The following is a 19,174-nucleotide window of genomic DNA, read 5'->3' as shown; positions in this document are numbered from 1 at the left end:
GTGCTGACAAACCTTAATTCCTGGTCCTTCTATTCATCATAGAGAAATGATAGTTAATATCAGTACTAATATAACTATCATTTCTTTTCATTGACTATAAAATGGCATCCTTCAATGACTTCACATAGTCAAAAAGAACATCTCCAGCATTTTCACCGTGTTCTGCAATAATTCTGACAATGGCGCTGCCGACAATTACTCCATCGGCAGTTTTCGAGATTTCTTTTGCCTGGTCCGGTGTGGAGATACCAAAGCCCACGGCAATGGGCGTTTTTGATACCTGCCTGATGTCTTTAACGATGGCACCAATATCTGTCTTGATTTCACTTCTTACCCCGGTGACCCCCATGGATGAAACCAGGTAAATAAATCCGGTGGCATTTTCTGCCAACATCTGGATCCGATCTTTTGATGTGGGTGCAATCAGGGTAATTACATCGATGCCGTAGGATGTTGCAATTCCCAGCACTTCATCTTTTTCCTCAAAAGGCAGGTCCGGAATAATAATGCCGTTCATGCCTATTTCCTGACAGGTTTTAAAGAATTTTTTAATCCCATAAACAAAAACAGGATTCATATAAGTTAAAAACACCAGTGATATATCGGTTTTTGTGCGAACCCGTTTCACCATATCAAATATTTTATCCGTGGTGGTGCCAACGCTTAAGGCCCTGATATTCGCTTTTTCAATAACCGGTCCTTCGGCAATGGGATCGGAAAAAGGAATTCCAATTTCAATTAAATCAGCCCCGGCTTTTTCCATGGTTAAAATAAATTCTTCTGTTTTTGCCAGGGTTGGATCTCCTGCTGTGAGAAAGCCGATAAATGCTTTATTGTTTTTAAAAATTTCGGTTATTTTACTCATGAATATCTTCCCCCTTATAGCGTGCAATGGCTGCCACATCTTTATCCCCCCGACCGGATAAGTTAATGATAATAATTTCGTCTTTTTTCATTGTCGGGGCAAGAACCATGGCATAGGCCACGGCATGGGCCGATTCGATTGCTGGAATAATACCTTCTGTTTTGGACAGATACTCAAAGGCTTCAACCGCTTCATCATCGGTGATTGGCACGTACTCCGCTCTATTTGTATCATACAAATTTGCATGTTCCGGGCCGATTCCCGGGTAATCAAGCCCTGCTGATATTGAATAAACCGGGGTGATCTGACCGTATTCGTCCTGACAAAAATAGGATTTCATACCATGAAAAATACCCAAGCTCCCTTTAGCAATGGTTGCTGCGTGTAAGGCCGTATCCACGCCTTTGCCAGCGGCTTCACAGCCGATGAGACGGACTTCTTTATCGGGAATAAAGTTATAAAAAGCACCGATGGCGTTGCTGCCTCCGCCGACACAGGCGATAATGGCATTTGGCAACTTTCCTTCTTTTTCAAGAATCTGCTGTCGTGCTTCCTTGCTGATAATGCTTTGAAAATCACGGACAATTTCTGGAAAAGGATGAGGACCCATAACCGAGCCCAAAACGTAATGGGTATCTTCAACCCGTTTGGTCCATTCCCGCATGGTATCGTTAACTGCATCTTTGAGGGTCATGGTGCCCGATGTTACGACATTAACCTTTGCCCCTAATAGCTTCATCCGATAAACATTCAGGGCCTGGCGATCGGTATCTTCTTTGCCCATAAATATTTCGCATTCAAAACCCATCAGGGCTGCGGCTGTGGCGGTGGCCACCCCGTGCTGGCCGGCGCCGGTTTCGGCAATGAGTCGTGTTTTACCCATTCTTTTTGCCAGCAGTGCCTGACCCAGAACGTTATTGATTTTATGGGAACCGGTATGGTTGAGATCTTCTCTTTTTAAATAGATCTTTGCTCCGCCCAGATCCTCGGTCATTTTTTTTGCAAAATACAGTCGGGACGGTCGTCCGGCATAGTCGTTTAACAGAGCGGTAAGCTCGTCCTGAAAGTCTTTATCTGTTTTATAAAACGCATAGGCTTTTTCAAGTTCAATGATTGCATTCATCAGTGTTTCGGGAATGTATTGCCCGCCATGAACCCCAAATTTTCCTTTACTCATAATTAATTCTCCTAACTTTTTCTACTATTTCAAGGATTTTTCTTTGATCCTTTATGCCGTTTGTTTCGACGCCGCTGCTGATATCCACGCAAAATGGTTTGACAGTCTTTATGGCCTCTTCGATATTATCGCTCTGAAGGCCTCCGGCTAAAAAGAAGTCTCCTTCATAACCCTGTAATAATTCCCAGTTAAAGCTCACCCCGGAGCCGCCATACTGATTTTTGTCATAGGTGTCAAACAGTGCAAAATCGGACTTTGTTTTTTTAACATCACTCTTTTGCCTGATACGCATGGCCTTAATGATGGGCAGTGAAACTTCCTCTCTCAGGTTGGATATATATTCTTCATCTTCGTCACCATGAAGCTGGATGATATCGATAATTCGTGCATTTGCTAAAGAGATGATCTCTTCTATCGGCTGATTTACAAAAACACCGACGGCTTTAATTTCCTGATTCAGTGCTGATTTTAAGCGCTTCGCGGTTTCAATATCAACCTGCCGTTTACTTTCTGCAAACACAAACCCGATATAATCCGGTTTGGCACTATTAACGGCATTAATATCTTCAAAACGAGTGAGTCCGCATATTTTTATTTTAGTCATTTTTACCTTCTTATCATTAATAATCTTTAGACCTTTGCCAAATTCACAAACGCAAATTGCTTTGATGTCAGTTTTCATAAACAATTTTATAACGTATAGGCGAACAGTTCAACGAACTGTACGACGTATAGTGGAAAAATTGTTTCATGTAAACAGACAGCGAAGCTCACAGCAGTTTCGCAATTATCATTGCCCAATCCCCTTCAGTTTCTTGATTTCCAGGGATTTATCCCCACTACGCATCAGCGTTTCACCAATTAAAACGGCGTTCGTTCCATTATCCCGTAGTATCTTGATGTCTTTCTGATTTTTTATCCCACTTTCTGACACAAAGACGATTTCAGCCGGCACCATTTTTCGAAGGCGGACGCTGTTTTCGATGTCCACCTCAAATGTTTTAAGATTGCGGTTATTCACCCCAATGATCCGGGCACCGGCGTTAATGGCCTTCTCCACCTCGGCTTCATCATGAGCTTCCACTAAACTGGACATGCCAAGCTTATCGGCAATTTTAATGTAGTGGCTGATTTGTTCCTCGCTTAAGATTGAACAGATCAGCAGAATGGCATCTGCGCCAATAATTCTTGATTCATAAATCTGAGATTCCTCGAGAATAAAATCTTTTCTCAGCACCGGAATGCTCACATTTTTTTTAATCTCCGAAAGATAGGCATTGGCCCCCTGAAAAAATTCCGGCTCGGTTAAAACTGAAATGGCGTTAGCCCCTGCCGTTTCATATTCTTTGGCAATTTGAATATAGAGAAAATCTTTGGCAATCAGGCCTTTTGACGGGGATGCTTTTTTCACTTCACAGATAAAAGCAATATCATCGACTCTCAGGGCTTTTTCAAAAGAAAAGGGATTCTCGGATTTTTTCGCCAGTTCTTTTAATATGTTTAGGGGGTAACTTTTTTTTAATTGCGCCACCCGGATTTCAGTGGACTTGACAATCCGGTCGAGGATCATGACTCAACCTCATTGGTTAATCTAATAAAGTCATCCAGTTTTTTCTTTGCCAAACCGCTGTCAATAATATTCTCTGCCATTTTTACGCAATCCCGAAGGGTAATATCATTGTGGGACATATACAAACAAAACGCTGAATTTAAAACCACCACATCCCGTTTCGGTCCTTTTTTCCCATTTAAAATATCTAAAGCAATCAGCGCATTTTCTTCTTTTTCCCCGCCGATGAGGTCTGATAACTGACACCGTTTCAACCCCAGCTGTTCCGGAGTAATAAAGAAGCTGTTGATTTTTCCATCGGTAATCTCACAAATGGTAGTGGTGTCGGTTAGGGTGATTTCATCAAGGCCATCATGTCCGTGAACCACCATGCCGCGCTTCACTTTCAGTTTGTTGAGAACATTGGCAAGAGGTTCCACCAGGTTCTCGTCATAAACGCCGAGGAGCTGCATATTGGCTCCGGCAGGATTGGCCAATGGTCCTAAAATATTAAAGATGGTCCGAATCCCCAATTCTTTTCTCACGGGACCGGCATATTTCATGGAGGCGTGATAGGTTGGGGCAAACATAAAGCAAATACCGATTTCATCCAGATTTTTCGCACTTTGTTCGGCCGTTAAATTAATATTAACTCCCAATGCCTCTAATAGATCCGCACTGCCGCATTTACTGGACACACTGCGATTTCCGTGCTTTGCCACCGGAACCCCGCCGGCAGCGATAACAAAGGAGGATACGGTGGAAATATTAAAGGTGGATACTTCGTCCCCACCGGTTCCCACAATGTCGAGAACATCGGTTTTTGGATGAATTTTTGTGCATTTTTCACGCATGACCATGGCACAGGCGGTGATTTCATCAATGGTTTCGCCCTTGGTTCGCATGGCAGTTAAAAATGACCCAATTTGAGCATTGGTGGCTTCCCCGCTCATGATCTGGTTCATGACTTCTCTTGTCTGTTCCAGAGGCAAATCGTTTCCGTTCACTAACTCGTAAATTGCTGCTTTAATCATTTTTTTCGCACCCAATCTTTAAAAAGTTTTCAATGATTTCATGACCGTTTTTGGTTAATATGGATTCGGGGTGAAACTGAACCCCGTAAATATCAAAGTTTCGATGTTTAACCGCCATAATCTCGCCATCGTTGTCCTCGGCAATAATCAGAAGATCATCCGGAAGGGACTCCCTTTCAACACTTAATGAATGATACCGTGCGCCCTCAATAATAGGAGGTAATCCCCGAAAGATCGGGCTGCCGTTGGCAATATGAATGGCGCTTTGTTTCCCATGCATTAAAGTTTTGGCATAGATGATAACCCCACCAAAGACTTCACAAATGGCCTGATGTCCAAGACAAACTCCGAGAATCGGTGTTTTATCTTTAAACTGGTCAATAACGGCTTCACACAACCCTGCATTCTTAGGACGTCCCGGTCCCGGTGAAATAATGATATGACTGGGGTCCAGGTTGATGATTTCTTCAAGACTCATTTCATCATTTTTAATGACCTGAATATCCGGATTGATGATTCCCACGTATTGATAGAGGTTGTAGGCAAAGCTGTCATAATTATCAATGAGTAGTATCATTATTCCACCTCCTGGGCGCGTTCTAATGCTTCAAACATGGCTTTTGCTTTATTACGGGATTCAATAAATTCATTTTCAGGAATGCTGTCAGCAACAATGCCTGCTCCGGCAGACACATAAACCCTGTCATCTTTTTTTACGGCCATGCGAATGGCAATACACATATCCATGTTTCCTGAAAAATCGATATAACCCACGGCTCCCCCGTATACGCCGCGTTTCACGCCTTCCAGCTCATTGATGATTTCAATAGCCCGCTTTTTAGGGGCTCCGGACAGGGTTCCGGCGGGAAGTAATGCGGCAATGGCATCCAACTGGTCCAGACCTTGTTGTAAGGTTCCGGTGACGGTTGAACAAATATGGGAAATATGAGAAAACTTAAGGACCTGTTGATAGCCCTCAACCTGAACAGTACCAAATTCACTGATTTTTCCCAAATCGTTTCTTCCCAAATCCACCAGCATATTATGTTCGGATAATTCTTTTTCATCTTCGAGAAGCTCTTTAATATAGGCATCGTCTTCTGCCGGTGTTTCTCCTCTTGGGCAAGAGCCGGCAATGGGGAATGTTGATAATTTCCCGTTTTTTAGAGAAACCAAGGTTTCCGGTGATGCACCGGCAACCTGAATTTGATCAAAATCAATATAGAACATGTAAGGAGACGGGTTCAGGGTTCTGAGCACCCGATAGGTTGACAATAAATCGCCTTGAAAATCCGCTTCTATACGGTTTGAAATCACGGCCTGGAAAATATCCCCTTCATAAATATGTTCTTTTGTTTTTTCGACCATGTTGCAGTAATACTCTTTTGTAAAAAGGGATGAAAAATCCGAGGTGAGTTTTCCTTCGAAGGTTTGGGTACTGCTTCCGTTTTTAATTAAGGATTCAATTTCTTTAAGTTTAATAACCCCATCAATATAATTCTTTTCCAGATCATCGGTTTTAATGTTTACAATCACCACAATTTTCTGTCTGAGGTGGTCAAAAGCAATGACTTTATCAAAAAGCATGAGATTTAAATCATCAAAATCAGCAGGATTGGAATTTTCAAGCCTCAGATTTTTTTCGGTATATTTAACAAAATCATAGGATATGTATCCCACAAAGCCTCCGGTAAAAACAGGCAGGAAGTCTAATTTAGGACTTTTCCATTCTTTGAGGATTCCCCGTAAAACTGCCTGAGGATCCTCTTCCAGGATTTTAGTACTGTGCCCATTTTTAATTTCGACCTGTCCGTCCATACACTTAACGGTTAGTTCAGGATCATAGCCTAAAAAAGAATAACGCCCCCATTTTTCTCCACCTTCAACGCTTTCTAAAAGAAAACATTTTTTGCTCGTGGCTTTCAAACATTTAAGCACCTCAATTGGTGTTTTAATATCAGAATACAGTTCCAGGCTGATTGGCAGTATCCTGTTTTCCTTACAATATTTTCTTGATTCATCAATGGTTGGTTTTATCATTTTTTCTCCCTTCTTCACTTCATGGTTAATTGGAAATGCACAAAAACAGACCTTTATACCTTGCTGTTTGTTTATATAAACGATTTTGTAACGTCTTAGGCGGACATCTCGAAGAGTGTCCGACGTAGAGTGGAAAAATTGTTTCATATAAACCAACAGCAAGAAACAGAACCGTATCTCATTTGCCTGTTTACTCAATCCAATAAAAAAAGCGCTCGTCTTTGACAACATAAAATTGTCAAGGACGAGCGCACTAAATTCACCCGTGGTACCACCTTAATTTACAGAGATTTGTCTCTGTACACTTATCAGAATACTATCATATTCCTCGCAACTGACGTATGCGCTACGTCGCAGAGTACTCGGAAATTAAAATTTCCTTTGACTGCGCCCTCGGTGGTCCATTTGATGATCTGCGTTGTGTAAGCTCTCAGCTTTGCTTACTCTCTGTAACTGCACGAAACACCGTTATCTCCACTTCAACGGTTTATTCTTTTATTAAATTAGTTTTATCATATGGCAATTCTTTATTTTTGTCAAATGTTTTTTGGATGATAACGAAATCATTAAGGAAACCATTGATAAATATAATAAAATCCGATTGCTTACGCATTCGGAATTTTCTTTTATTATTGGTGCGAGGAAAGGGATTTGAACCCTCACTGCATTATCTGCAACAGATCCCTCAAACCTGCGTGTCTGCCGTTCCACCACCCTCGCACAAATGGTTGGGTTTTTAACCCTGATGATAATTATAAAGGATCTCTGATAAAATAGCAATCATATATTGACTTTTTTACAAACTTTAATATTTATTTTACCCAGAGCTTACGGCTTGAGAAATATCCGTTCAGTGTGACTAACAGATCATCCAGTGTTCCATTGTTTTCAATAATCACATCCGCCCGTTTAATTTTCTCGGAATCCTTCATTTGCATCTGTATTTTTTTCATTGCGAATTCCCGGGGAAACCCATCTCTTTCCATGATGCGGTTGATCCGGGTTTCTTCATCCGCAACCACCAACATAGTTTCATCAACGGTATTTTCAAGCCCTGCTTCAAAAAGCAACGGGCAATCGAAAAAGATCGCTGGAATCCCTTTGCTTTCATAAACTGCAACTTGTTCATCATAGAGCCTTTTTACTTCGGGATGAACGATGGCATTAAGTTTTTTTCGGGCGTCCTCATCCTCAGCAATCCGCTCCCCCAACAAACCCCGGTTAAGCTCACCGTCTTCCCTGAAATATTTTTCGCCAAAGGTTGCAGCAATTTTTTTAAGGCACTGGCTGCCCTTTTGAACAGCTGCTCGTGCCAGTTCATCGGCGTCGATGACAATATAGTTAAAACGCTTTTGAAGTATCTTCGTAACCATTGATTTTCCTGAAGCGATTCCACCGGTCAAGGCAATAACTTTCATTTCTATTACAAAATCCTCTCTGTTCTTTCTTTGTTTCAACGGCTTATTTTAACTCAAACCAGGATGATCCGCTGTGAACGTCCACAGTCATGGAAACACAAAGGTCAGCAACACTTTCCATTTCTTCCTTAATGAGCCGTTCAACCTGGGCCTGTTCATCTTTCGGTGTATCGATGATCAGCTCATCATGGACCTGTAAAATAAGCTGTGCTTTGAGATTTTCTTTTTTTATTCGGTTATAAACCCTGAGCATGGCCAGCTTAATAATATCGGCGGCACTTCCCTGTATCGGGGTGTTTAAAGCCATACGTTCCCCGGCCTTAACCAGAATGGCATTTCTTGAATTCAGCTCTGGAATATAACGCCGGCGTCCCCATATAGAGGTAACATAACCTTTTTCCTTGGCCTCTTTTACCACATTTGCCAAATAAGCCTGGATTTTGGGATATCGGGAAAAATAACGATCAATATATTCCTGGGCTTCTTTTCTTGAGATTCCCAGATCTTTTCCTAAGCTAAAGGCCTGTTTCCCATAAATAAGTCCGAAATTTATGGCCTTTGCATGTCCACGTTGTTCTCTTGTAACTTTCTCCAGTGGCACATCAAAAATCTCGCACGCGGTTCTGGTGTGGATATCTTCATTCTTTTTAAATGTTTCAATGAGATTTTCATCTCCTGACAAACATGCCAAAACACGTAATTCAATTTGATTATAATCCGCATCCACTAAAATATGATCATTATCGGATGGTACAAAGACCCGGCGAATCTCCCGGCCCATTTCTGTTTTTATGGGGATGTTCTGGAGATTCGGATTGGAGCTGCTTAACCGTCCGGTGGCGGCAACGGTTTGATTAAAGGTTGAATATATCCGATGGGTTTTCGGATCAACAAATGGCATCAGTCCCCGGCCATAGGTTGAATCCAGTTTAGAAAGGGTTCGATAGTCAATGATTTTCTGGATAATGGGATGAAACAGCACCAGCTGCTCCAGCACATCAATGTTCGTGGAGTAACCGGTTTTTGTTTTTTTAATCACCGGTAATTTCAAATCTTCAAAAAGGACTTCTCCCAATTGTTTAGGTGAATTAATATTAAAATCTGAGGCTCCTGCCAAATCGTAAATTTCCTGGGTTAATAATTTGAGCTTGTTTTCAAAATCAGCTGCAAGTGCTTCCAACTGTTCTAAATCAACGGTAAAGCCTAAAGTTTCCATGGAAGCCATCACACGAAGCAGCGGTATTTCAATGGTATTATAAAGAGTCGTCATCCCTGCTTCTTCCAATTCTTTTCCCAGAACTGCTTTGAGATCATAAACGGTCTCGCAATTTTTAACCATATAGGTTGCCAGCAGGGCTTCATCCAGACTATTGGCGTTGACCAGACTTTTCCCTTTTCCGAAAAGCTCTTCATCACTAAAAACATCCCGTTTCAGGTATCTGTACGCCGCCGTTTTAAGATCATAGCGCTGATCCCCGGGGCTTAACAAGTAGGTTGCAATATAGGTATCGAAAGCATCTTTGATGTCTTCAATCCCGTGCTTATTGAAAATATGAATGAGATTTTTCAAGTCCTGGCTTATAAATTCCAGGGTTTTCAGGTTTTTCAACGCTCTTATTTTATCAAAGAAGCCGAGATCTTCCACGCCCTTTGGATTGATGTAATAATAGTTTTCTGCCACTCTCAGTGCCAGATAAATTTGTGCCTCTTCCTTGTGATAATAGACAGTGACCTCTTTGGCCTTTGATAAAACATCCATTAATCCATCCATTTCCTGAATGGTTTTTACCCATTGATATTCTACCGGCTTATGGATAGTTTCAACTATATCTGTGGCCTCAATTCTTGACAGAAGGGTATTGAATTCCAGCTCTTTTAAAAGAGCAATGCTTTTTTCATTAAAAAGTGGTTCAAAGGCAAGGGACTCAAAATCCTCAAACCCGGGAACGTCCAATGCGACTGTTCCCAGCATTCGGCTTAGAAAAGCATTTTCTTTTCCATTAATGAGTTTTTCTTTTTGTTTACCCTTTTCTTCCTCAATGTGTTCATAGAGATTTTCCAGACTTGTATATTTTTGAATAAGCTTCAGTGCGGTTTTTTCCCCAATTCCCGGGATCCCGGGAATATTGTCGGATTTATCGCCCATGAGAGCTTTTAAATCAATGAGATCCTTAGGAGTCAGGCCATAGTTTTCTGTTATCCAGGCTTCATCCACCTCATCCAATTGAGAGATTCCTTTTTTTGTGAATAGAACTTTTGTTTTGGGTCCTACCAGTTGGAAGGCATCCCGGTCACCGGTGATGATTTCGGTTTCAAAGCCTTTTTCCGAACCAATACGGGCCAAAGTTCCGATGATATCATCGGCTTCGTAACCTTCCACTTCCAGAATGGTAATCCCCATTTTTTCAAGAAGATCCTTGAGGATTGGAAATTGTTCCTGTAAACCCTCAGGCATTTTATGACGACCGCCCTTGTAATCAGCATAGGCCAGATTTCTGAAGGTTGGAGCATTTAAATCAAAAGCGACGCCCAAATAATCCGGCTTATATTCCTCTTGTATTTTCACTAAAATATTAACAAAACCATAAATCGCGTTGGTTGGTATTCCCTTTGAGTTGGACATTTCATGTATGGCGTAAAACGTTCGATATATGAGGCTATTGCCGTCAATGAGTATGCTTTTCATATATTCCCCTTCTTGGTCAGTGTGTTTGTATCTTATTATTATACCAAAAGACCTGACTCGTGAACATTGAATAAAGCATAATAAATTTATTATTATGCCTTGACAACGATCCCTGTCAGAGTTATACTGAAATTGACAATAATGTTTGTCATATTGACAAGTATCATTTCCACTAAAAATAGAAGGGGGATTAGTTCATGGCACTTGAAAATCATTTAAAGGAATATCGTGCCCGAAATAACCTGAATCAATCGGATCTGGGAAAGCTGGTCGGAGCTTCCCGGCAAACCATTAGTCTCATTGAACGTGGGGACTATTCTCCGTCAGTAGTTTTGGCCTTAAAAATTGCGAAAGTTTTTGATACAACGGTCGAGTCATTATTTTTATTTAAAGAAGAGAAAGAGGAGAAAACACTATGAAAAAATTAAATACCACTGCAAAGTTTTTTGTAATCATGATCATTTCCGGAATTTTCGGAGGCATCCTGGGCGCCACTCTTTCCATGGGTGAAGAGGTGATCACAGGCTTTTTTATAAGCCTTGAGTCATTTATACTAGAAAACAATTTAGTTATTCAAGGGGTAATCCTCGGAGTGTCCGCTTTGATTATCATCATCATGTATTTCACTGTGAAAAAAAGGCTTTCCCACTTCAAAGAGGATGATGAAGCATTCTTTGATAGCATTGACCGTCAGCTTAACTTTTTGCTTCCATTTATTTCTATAGATATGATTCTAAGCTTTGGTTTCTTTGGGATTTCTGTTACAAGCTTCTTATCAAGTTTCTCCCCTTGGGCTCTGGTTATCTTTTTAGCGAACATTTCGTTCACCCTTTTCATGATCACCAAAAGCATCAAACTAACTAAGATACTCTATCCTGAAAAAAAAGGGAACCCATTGGATTTTAATTTCGATAAAGTATGGATTGAAAGCTGTGATGAAGCCGAGAAATACGTCATTTATAAAGCTGCCTACAAATGTTATCAGTTCATGAACTATGCCTATAGCAGTGCCATGGTGGTTTCTTTGTTAATTTCAATCATTATCAACATCGGTATCTATCTCTATCTGCTGATTACTTTTCTCTGGATCACCCAAACCCTGGTATATTCAGTTTACGCCATTAAATACCAGCGTGGCCAGTTGGAAAACGCCAGATAATTTTAAGCTTTAAATACAAAAACGCCATCACAAAATTTGTGGTGGCGTTTTTTACATACTTCTATTGCTTAGTGACCTTGTTCAATTCGTCCTGTATTTCGTTCATGAGGTAATCGGTATAGGGAATCTCGGTAAAGAGTCTTCCATCGACATAAGGTTTAAGATTAACTGTGATTTTTTCGGCAAAGTTAACCTTAAGGTTTTTGCCAACTCCAACATTATTAAAAGCCGGATTAACCTGGTCAATAGCTATTAAAATCTCGCCCGAAGAAGCGGATCCCAAATCTTTGGAAAGAATTTCTGCAATGGCTTGTACCATTTCTATATTCGACAATTCAAATGGTTTTCCAACTGCTTTTTCAACTTTCAAAAGTCGTCCTTCGGTATTGACAAAGGTACCGTTCACTTCAGGGAAAGCCAGTGCTGGCAACACAACATCAGCTCTGGCACAGGCCTGGGTCAAATGAGTATCCTGCACCATCAGGAATTCATAAATGCTTAAGTCTGCATTCGGGTCTTCTCCAAAGAGGAGTAATGCTTTGGCATTTTTCAGGACAGCATTAGTATTAACAACACCTAATGCGTTAAGGCCAACACTGTTATTCTTAATGGCCACTCTGAAAATACCGGATCGCGGATTCTCAGCTTTTCCTAACAGGCCAATCATATCACCTGCCAAAGTTGCTGCTTCCGGGGTCACATATTTATCGCCCAGAACAATGACCGGGTTTTTCGCTTTGACAAGTCCAGCTCCGATAAATTCAGCTTCAGGGCAGATATCGAAGTCTTCAAGGGAAGCCTTGAGGCTTTCAATATTGTTAGCATCGGGATTGATGTTCCCATTTTCCAGAATGTATTTTGTAATCTCACCCAGAAATTCCAAATCATCACAATCAGTAATGAATTCATCACTGAACTTGTTAAAACCGCTTTCCATGTGATTAATCACAAATATTTGAGCCCCGTTTTTAGAGGCCTGGCTCAATTTGAATTTAACAATGGGGTTATTCACCGGAAGCATTCCCAAAACGAGAATGGTGTCTGCAGAGAGCAGTTCATCCATATCCTGAAGGGCATAGTTGCCGCTCAGAACGTCGGCTTCGCCTTTTACAACGTTGCTGAAGCTGAAGGTTTCAGCCCGGAGCACTTTGGCAAGCTCGGTCATGGTGAAAATTTCTTCATTGGTATATTTCGGTGAAATTCCCATTTTTAAAGCATCTGCACCATAGCGTGCGGCAATACTTTGGGATTTTTTGGCAATGGTGACAAAGGCGTCATACCAGCTGACTTCCTTAAGCTCACCCTGTTCATTTCGAATCAGAGGTGTGGTAAGCCTATCTCCCCACTGAACCAGATTAGTTCCAAAGCGTCCCCGACCACACATCACGCCCTGGTTTAACCGGGTATGATTTGACCTGGGAATTGCCTTAATAATGGTATCTCCCATGGACTCGATGACTGTCTGACAACCGGCTGAACAGTAGCCGCAGGTTGATTCGGTTTTCGTTGTATTCATGGGCACCGTTTTAATTCCTATAAGGCCTTCTTTTAAGGCGCCGGTAGGACAAACACTGATACATAAGCCGCAACTGACACAACCGGTTTCGGCTAGAGGCTGTTTTAACGCCGGCTGGACTTCGGTTTCAAAACCACGGTCCACCAGACCAAGGGCAGAGGCGCCGACAATTTCATCACAGACCCGAACACACAGGCCACAGGTAATGCACTTATTGTTGTCCCGGATCACAAAGGGATGGTCATCCTGTATTTTTTTCTCGGGATTGGCGCCTTTAAAGCGGTCGGGTTTAATATCATAGGCATTGGCATTGGCAATGAGTTTGCACTCAAAATAATCCTGGCAGCCGCATTCCAGACAGCGGTTGGCTTCGGTCACGGCCTGGATCGGATCATACCCTTCAACCACTTCCTGAAAGTTGTTTTTCCGGGCATCCGGAGCCAGATGGGTCATCACCGGGCGTTTATCTTTTTTAATGCTTTCCAGGTAATCCGGATCTGCGAATTCCCGGGAAACATAGTAGGGCTCGTGATACGCAATGTCTTCGCCTCTGAGATAGGCTTCAATAAAGGGCACCGCTTTTTTGGAATCGCCGATGGCTTTAATGGCAATGGATGCCCCTTTATTAATGCAGTCCCCGGCGGCGAATACCCCTTCCAGATTGGTTCTGAAGGTTTGTTCATCCGCAACCACGGTATTCATTTTAGTCAGATTCATGGCGGTGAGTCCGTCAGGGTTGATGCCCTGGCCAATGGCAAGGATCAGGGTATCCACATCGATGGTTTCTTCATCCCCTTCGATGGGAACCGGACGGCGCCGGCCGCTGGCATCGGGTTCCCCGAGTTCCATTTTCTGGAGACGTACTTTTATGACTTGTCCGTCGTCTCCTTTAATGACTTCAATGGGGCTTGCCAGGTTTTTAAAGACCACCCCTTCTTCCTGGGCTTCGGTGATTTCAATCTGTTCTGCGGGCATTTCGGCAATGGTGCGTCTGTAAATATTGGTGACTTCTCTGGCGCCTAACCGCAGGGCGGTTCGACAGGCATCCATGGCGGTATTACCGCCACCGACAATGGCGACTTTTTCACCGAGGACAATGGGTTCATTATTGGCTACTTGTTTCAGCAGTTCAATGCCGCCGATGACGCCTTTGGCATCAATGCCGTCACACCGCAGTCCCGAACTGGTCCAGGCTCCCAGAGCCACAAAAACCGCATCGTGATTTTCACGAATGGTTTCAAAAGCGATGTCTTTGCCAATGCGCACATTGTTTTTAAAGACAACCCCCATTTCTTCAATGAGGCCGGCTTCTTCGTCCACAATACCTTTGGGTAAACGGTATTCCGGAATTCCGTAGCGTAGCATGCCGCCCATTTTAGGCATGGCTTCGTAAATGGTCACGTCGTGGCCGGATTGGATAAGATAGTAAGCCGCGGTGAGACCACCGGGGCCTCCGCCGATGATCCCAATGGATTTGCCGGTGGCTTCTTTAATTTCCGGTATAAACATCTCATGGGTCAAATCGAAATCTCCGGCAAAACGTTTGAGCCAGGCAATGGAAATGGGTTCATCCACTTCTGCCCGTCGACAGGCTGTTTCACAGGGATGGGGGCAGACCCGGCCGATACATCCCGGCAGGGGCAGCTGTTCTTTTATCAGTTTCAGGGCTTCTTTAAACTCGCCGTTGGCGATGAGCCCCACATAGCCCTGGCAATCGGTTGTTCCCGGACAGGCCCGTTTACAGGGGGCCACACAGTCGCCGATATGTTTGGACAGCAGCAACTCCAGATTTGTTTTTCGGGATTCAATGACACGCTCGGTTTTTGTCTGAATAACCATGTCCGGAGCGATTTCTGTGGCGCAGGCTTTGAACAGTTTCGGACTGCCGGCCACTTCGACCAGACACAGCAGACACGCCCCGAAGATTTCCAGTCGTTCATCATAACAAAGCGTGGGGATGTCGATGTTATTTTCCCGGGCAATTTCCAGAATCGTCTGTCCCGGAAAGCCGGTCACTTCTTTACCGTCAATATTTAATTTGAATTTTTTCATTCTCCCACTCCTTTCTAGTCTACACAAACTGCATCGAATTTACAGTTGGCGAAACATTTTCCGCATTTAATACAAAGTGCCTGGTTTATTTCATGCACTTTTTTCTTTTTGCCTTCTATGGCTTTCGCCGGACATTTCTTTTTACACACTCCGCAACCCACACAGTTTTCTTCACTGATGGTATAGGTTAAAAGGGCTTTACAACTTTTGGCGGTGCATTTTTTATTGTTAATATGATCTTCATATTCATTTCTGAAATATTTAATGGTGGTTAATATGGGGTTTGGGGCGGTTTGCCCCAGGCCGCACATGGCACCTTCTTTAATTTTATTGCACAGTTCTTCCAACAGATCTATATCCCCGGAAGCCCCTTCGCCTTTGGTGATACGGGTGAGGATTTCGAGCATGCGTTTGGTTCCAACCCGGCAGTAGGTGCATTTTCCACAGGACTCTTTACAGGTGAAATCCAGAAAGAAACGGGCCATATCCACCATGCAGGTGGTTTCATCCATGACGACCATGCCGCCGGATCCCATAATGGCACCGGTTTTTGTAATTCCTGCGTAGTCGATTTCAGTATCCAGCAGTGATGCGGGTACGCATCCCCCGGAAGGACCACCCATCTGCACGGCTTTAAATTCTTTGTTGTTTTTAATGCCGCCGCCGATTTCAAAAATAACGTCCCTGAGTTTCAACCCCATTGGGATTTCCACCAAACCGCCATGGGCAATCTTGCCGGTAAGAGCAAAGACCTTGGTTCCCTTGCTGTCCCTGGTTCCGATGGCAGCGTAGGCTTCTCCGCCGTTTCTGAAAATCCAGGGAACGTTGGCAAAGGTTTCCACGTTGTTGATGTTGGTTGGTTTGTTCCAGTACCCTTTCTGGGCCGGGAATGGGGGTTTTAACCGCGGCATGCCGCGTTCGCCTTCCAGAGAGGCAATCAGGGCGGTTTCTTCGCCGCAGACAAAGGCTCCGGCACCTGCTTTTATGCGCAGGTCAAAATCAAAACCGGTGTCAAAAATATTTTCCCCTAAATAGCCGTGTTCTCTTGCCTGATCAATGGCCAGCTGCAGTCGAATAATGGCCAGGGGGTATTCGGCACGGACATAAACCACGCCTTCATTGGCGCCAATGGCTTTTGCAGCAATGAGCATGCCTTCAATAAGGGCATGTGGATCACTTTCCAGAACACTTCGATCCATGAATGCCCCGGGATCGCCTTCATCGGCATTGCAGACCATATATTTCACAGTGCCCGGTGATCGAAAAGCGGCATTCCACTTAAACCATGTTGGGAAACCGGCGCCGCCGCGGCCTCTGAGACCGGCGATTTTAACGGTTTCGATAATCTCTTCCGGTGTCAGTTCGGTGAGACATTTTTTTGCGGCAACATAGCCGTCCACAGCCAGGTAATCGTCGATGCGCTCAGGATCAATGATTCCTGAGTTTTTAAGGACAATCCGTGTCTGTTTTCCGATCATTGTCATGTCGGCCTCTGTCATCTGTAATTCTTTAAGGGCCTGTTTTTCTAAAATGTGCTGTTCAACAATATCTTTCACGTTATCTGTGGTCACATTAACAAAGGTGACTTTCTGCCCTTTATCATCAAAAACATCAACAATGGGTTCCAGGTAACAGGCACCAATACAACCGGTGGTATCAATGGGAATGTCCAGTCCTTTTAAGGAAAGATTTTCTACAAAGGCACTTTGAATAATATTGGCTCCTGCCGCAATGCCGCAGCTTCCTTTTCCAATAACTATTTTCATGTTGTCGCCTCCTGAGAAAGATTCTTTTCTTTAATTTCCGCCAGGATATTTTTTACCTTATCCGGGGTCAGCTGACCATAGGTTGTATCATTGACCATCATCACCGGTGAAAGACTGCAGCATCCCAAACAGGCAACGTTGTTTAATGTAAACAACCCATCCTTCGTGGTTTCGCCTTCTTGAATATTAAGGGTTTCCATAACCACTTCCTCAACTCTTTCTGATCCATTGACGTGACAGGCGGTTCCCTGGCACAACATCACCAGATATTTTCCGATGGGTTCAAAACGAAACTGGGTATAAAAGGTGGCAACGCCATAGACCTTTGCAATACTGATGTCTGTTTCTATTGCAATATAACGCATTAAATCAGTGGACAAAAACCCGTAAATCTCCTGGGCTTTCTGTAAAACAGTAATCAGACTTCCCGGAACCCCTGCATAGTGTTCCAAAATAGGCACCAGATCCTCATAGGGATTCATATTTTCGCCATGGCAGCCACAACCGCAGCCATGTTCATGTGTTTCATGACTCATAGTGTAAAACTCCTTTCAAATTCAGAAGATATAGTTAATTTAAAATTATATATTTTCTATAATTATACACTTTTTTACGAGTAAAAAAGTGTATAATACAGTTTTATTTTTTATTCATTTTGAATTTTTTTAAACTGCTCCCGATAAACGTCATGAACCGCTGGAAATTTTGCTTTCCAGCGGTCCATGATATTTATATAAAACTCAGAATTTATGGCTAATAAGATAAAACATGCTCATGCAACATCCACGATATCAAATCGATGGTTTGTTTAGTCGCCTACTTACTCCTTTTAAGCCAAAAGTTCAGATAACATTGTTTCTTGAAATATCTAAGCCTATTTTTCGAATAATGAAAACACCGTCTTTATTTTATTCTTTCGTAGCCAATAACAAATGGTAAACTATTTAGATAATATAATTAAGTTTTGAATATTAACTAAATAAATACTGTATTATAAGTTAATGCGGCTATAATAGCACCAACTATTGGAGCAACTACTGGAATCCATGCATAGCCAAAATCTGAGTCTCCTTTACCTGCTATAGGTAAAACTAAGTGAGCAATTCTTGGAGCAAGGTCTCTTGCTGGATTAATAGCATAACCTGTAGTTCCGCCCATTGCCATACCAATTGCCATCAATACGAAACCAATTAGCATGGGGGCAAAATTTCCTAAAGCTTCATTACCCATGATAGCTAGGACTGTAAATACGAGTATGAAGGTTGCAATAATCTCTGAAATAAAATTAGCAACAGTGTTTCTAATTGCTGGTTGTGTGCAGAAAACAGAAAGTTTTGTAGTCTTATCTTCAGTTTCAGCCCAATGAGGAAGGAATTCAAGCCATACAAGTACAGCACCAACAAATGCACCAAGGAATTGTGCAACGATATAAGTCGGAACCTCAGCCCATGGGAACAATCCAATTACAGCAAGAGAAATTGTTAATGCTGGATTTAAGTGAGCACCACTAATACCTCCAAAAATGAAAATTGGAATCATAAGTCCAAAACCCCAGCCTAATGCTATTACGTTCCATCCACCACCAAAAGCCTTTGATTTTTTCAAGCAAACGTTTGCTATTGTGCTGTCCCCAATAAGAATCAAGAGTGCCGTTCCCAGAAATTCAGCCATAAAATGTGACATTAAAACCACCTTCTTAAATTTTATTCAGATCAGGTTGTGAAATCCCAAGTGGAAACAGTTTTTTTATTACCTAATTGAATATCACATCCCTCTTTCGTTACCATGACTGATGATATACTGCCTTTCCCCCTGATGACATTAATCGTTTCTATAGGTACTAAGCAGTTATCAGATGTCTTGCCTATTCTTTTAAATTTTCAGTTCTATTAAACAAGAACTAGAATGCCGA

At 42.5% G+C, this 19,174-nt stretch carries 15 protein-coding genes and 1 tRNA gene; 2 read left to right on the top strand and 14 right to left on the bottom strand.

What is annotated here, in order from left to right:
• Positions 1 to 94 precede the first annotated feature (94 nt).
• The 10 genes from trpA to polA all read right to left on the bottom strand — a co-directional run bounded on the left by trpA (position 95) and on the right by polA (position 10,769).
• Positions 95 to 865 carry a tryptophan synthase subunit alpha gene (gene trpA / locus VIK44_RS00240; protein ID WP_331551809.1) on the bottom strand — a complete coding sequence of 257 codons (771 nt, stop codon included), beginning with the start codon at positions 863 to 865 and terminating at the stop codon, positions 95 to 97.
• Complete coding sequence (gene trpB / locus VIK44_RS00235; RefSeq protein WP_331551808.1) at positions 858 to 2,042, bottom strand: tryptophan synthase subunit beta; 1,185 nt, start codon at positions 2,040 to 2,042, stop codon at positions 858 to 860. Before trpB ends, trpA begins: the two co-directional genes overlap by 8 nt.
• Positions 2,035 to 2,646, bottom strand: a complete 612-nt coding sequence (locus VIK44_RS00230) for a phosphoribosylanthranilate isomerase (protein ID WP_331551807.1) — start codon at positions 2,644 to 2,646, stop codon at positions 2,035 to 2,037. The genes trpB and VIK44_RS00230 overlap by 8 nt, the downstream gene beginning before the upstream one ends.
• Before the next feature lie 186 nt (positions 2,647 to 2,832).
• Positions 2,833 to 3,612 carry an indole-3-glycerol phosphate synthase TrpC gene (trpC, locus tag VIK44_RS00225; RefSeq protein WP_331551806.1) on the bottom strand — a complete coding sequence of 260 codons (780 nt, stop codon included), beginning with the start codon at positions 3,610 to 3,612 and terminating at the stop codon, positions 2,833 to 2,835.
• Positions 3,609 to 4,625, bottom strand: coding sequence for an anthranilate phosphoribosyltransferase (gene trpD / locus VIK44_RS00220; protein WP_331551805.1), 1,017 nt, complete (start codon positions 4,623 to 4,625; stop codon positions 3,609 to 3,611). Before trpD ends, trpC begins: the two co-directional genes overlap by 4 nt.
• A complete protein-coding gene (locus VIK44_RS00215) occupies positions 4,618 to 5,202 on the bottom strand; it encodes an aminodeoxychorismate/anthranilate synthase component II (RefSeq protein WP_331551804.1) in 585 nt (194 codons plus the stop codon). Before VIK44_RS00215 ends, trpD begins: the two co-directional genes overlap by 8 nt.
• The gene (trpE, locus tag VIK44_RS00210) at positions 5,202 to 6,665 is read right to left on the bottom strand and encodes an anthranilate synthase component I (RefSeq protein WP_331551803.1); all 1,464 of its coding nucleotides are present in this window, start codon (positions 6,663 to 6,665) and stop codon (positions 5,202 to 5,204) included. Before trpE ends, VIK44_RS00215 begins: the two co-directional genes overlap by 1 nt.
• 633 nt (positions 6,666 to 7,298) lie before the next feature.
• A tRNA-Leu gene (locus tag VIK44_RS00205) sits at positions 7,299 to 7,385 on the bottom strand.
• Between the two features lie 92 nt (positions 7,386 to 7,477).
• Positions 7,478 to 8,083: a dephospho-CoA kinase gene (coaE, locus tag VIK44_RS00200; RefSeq protein WP_331551802.1), complete on the bottom strand. Its 606-nt coding sequence runs from the start codon at positions 8,081 to 8,083 to the stop codon at positions 7,478 to 7,480.
• 43 nt (positions 8,084 to 8,126) lie between these two features.
• Positions 8,127 to 10,769 (bottom strand): DNA polymerase I, encoded by a 2,643-nt coding sequence (polA, locus tag VIK44_RS00195; RefSeq protein WP_331551800.1) that lies wholly within the window; start codon positions 10,767 to 10,769, stop codon positions 8,127 to 8,129.
• 197 nt (positions 10,770 to 10,966) lie between these two features.
• Between polA and VIK44_RS00190 the strand changes: the two genes are divergently transcribed.
• Both VIK44_RS00190 and VIK44_RS00185 read left to right on the top strand, forming a co-directional pair.
• Positions 10,967 to 11,188 (top strand): helix-turn-helix transcriptional regulator, encoded by a 222-nt coding sequence (locus tag VIK44_RS00190; protein WP_331551799.1) that lies wholly within the window; start codon positions 10,967 to 10,969, stop codon positions 11,186 to 11,188.
• Positions 11,185 to 11,928: a DUF3169 family protein gene (locus VIK44_RS00185; protein WP_331551798.1), complete on the top strand. Its 744-nt coding sequence runs from the start codon at positions 11,185 to 11,187 to the stop codon at positions 11,926 to 11,928. Before VIK44_RS00190 ends, VIK44_RS00185 begins: the two co-directional genes overlap by 4 nt.
• 61 nt (positions 11,929 to 11,989) lie before the next feature.
• Here the strand turns inward: VIK44_RS00185 and VIK44_RS00180 are convergent, their stop codons facing one another.
• From VIK44_RS00180 to VIK44_RS00165, 4 genes are all read right to left on the bottom strand, one after another.
• Entirely contained in the window at positions 11,990 to 15,496 is a 3,507-nt protein-coding gene (locus VIK44_RS00180) for a molybdopterin-dependent oxidoreductase (RefSeq protein WP_331551797.1), read from the bottom strand.
• A 14-nt stretch (positions 15,497 to 15,510) separates the two neighbouring features.
• Entirely contained in the window at positions 15,511 to 17,262 is a 1,752-nt protein-coding gene (locus VIK44_RS00175) for an NADH-quinone oxidoreductase subunit NuoF (protein WP_331551796.1), read from the bottom strand.
• Entirely contained in the window at positions 17,259 to 17,798 is a 540-nt protein-coding gene (gene nuoE, locus VIK44_RS00170) for an NADH-quinone oxidoreductase subunit NuoE (protein ID WP_331551795.1), read from the bottom strand. The genes VIK44_RS00175 and nuoE overlap by 4 nt, the downstream gene beginning before the upstream one ends.
• Before the next feature lie 439 nt (positions 17,799 to 18,237).
• Positions 18,238 to 18,945, bottom strand: coding sequence for an MIP/aquaporin family protein (locus VIK44_RS00165; protein ID WP_414637029.1), 708 nt, complete (start codon positions 18,943 to 18,945; stop codon positions 18,238 to 18,240).
• Positions 18,946 to 19,174 lie beyond the last annotated feature (229 nt).

Origin of the sequence: Acetobacterium sp., assembly GCF_036508315.1 — a bacterium.
Taxonomy (GTDB): Bacteria; Bacillota; Clostridia; order Eubacteriales; family Eubacteriaceae; genus Acetobacterium.
The sequence above is the reverse complement of the archived record's forward strand: the minus strand, read 5'-3'. Positions and strand labels throughout refer to the sequence as shown.

Coding starts and splice junctions, on each gene's coding strand:
- trpA (WP_331551809.1), bottom strand. CDS start 865: ATGAGTAAAATAACCGAAATTTTTAAAAACAATAAAGCATTTATCGGC.
- trpB (WP_331551808.1), bottom strand. CDS start 2,042: ATGAGTAAAGGAAAATTTGGGGTTCATGGCGGGCAATACATTCCCGAA.
- VIK44_RS00230 (WP_331551807.1), bottom strand. CDS start 2,646: ATGACTAAAATAAAAATATGCGGACTCACTCGTTTTGAAGATATTAAT.
- trpC (WP_331551806.1), bottom strand. CDS start 3,612: ATGATCCTCGACCGGATTGTCAAGTCCACTGAAATCCGGGTGGCGCAA.
- trpD (WP_331551805.1), bottom strand. CDS start 4,625: ATGATTAAAGCAGCAATTTACGAGTTAGTGAACGGAAACGATTTGCCT.
- VIK44_RS00215 (WP_331551804.1), bottom strand. CDS start 5,202: ATGATACTACTCATTGATAATTATGACAGCTTTGCCTACAACCTCTAT.
- trpE (WP_331551803.1), bottom strand. CDS start 6,665: ATGATAAAACCAACCATTGATGAATCAAGAAAATATTGTAAGGAAAAC.
- coaE (WP_331551802.1), bottom strand. CDS start 8,083: ATGAAAGTTATTGCCTTGACCGGTGGAATCGCTTCAGGAAAATCAATG.
- polA (WP_331551800.1), bottom strand. CDS start 10,769: ATGAAAAGCATACTCATTGACGGCAATAGCCTCATATATCGAACGTTT.
- VIK44_RS00190 (WP_331551799.1), top strand. CDS start 10,967: ATGGCACTTGAAAATCATTTAAAGGAATATCGTGCCCGAAATAACCTG.
- VIK44_RS00185 (WP_331551798.1), top strand. CDS start 11,185: ATGAAAAAATTAAATACCACTGCAAAGTTTTTTGTAATCATGATCATT.
- VIK44_RS00180 (WP_331551797.1), bottom strand. CDS start 15,496: ATGAAAAAATTCAAATTAAATATTGACGGTAAAGAAGTGACCGGCTTT.
- VIK44_RS00175 (WP_331551796.1), bottom strand. CDS start 17,262: ATGAAAATAGTTATTGGAAAAGGAAGCTGCGGCATTGCGGCAGGAGCC.
- nuoE (WP_331551795.1), bottom strand. CDS start 17,798: ATGAGTCATGAAACACATGAACATGGCTGCGGTTGTGGCTGCCATGGC.
- VIK44_RS00165 (WP_414637029.1), bottom strand. CDS start 18,945: ATGTCACATTTTATGGCTGAATTTCTGGGAACGGCACTCTTGATTCTT.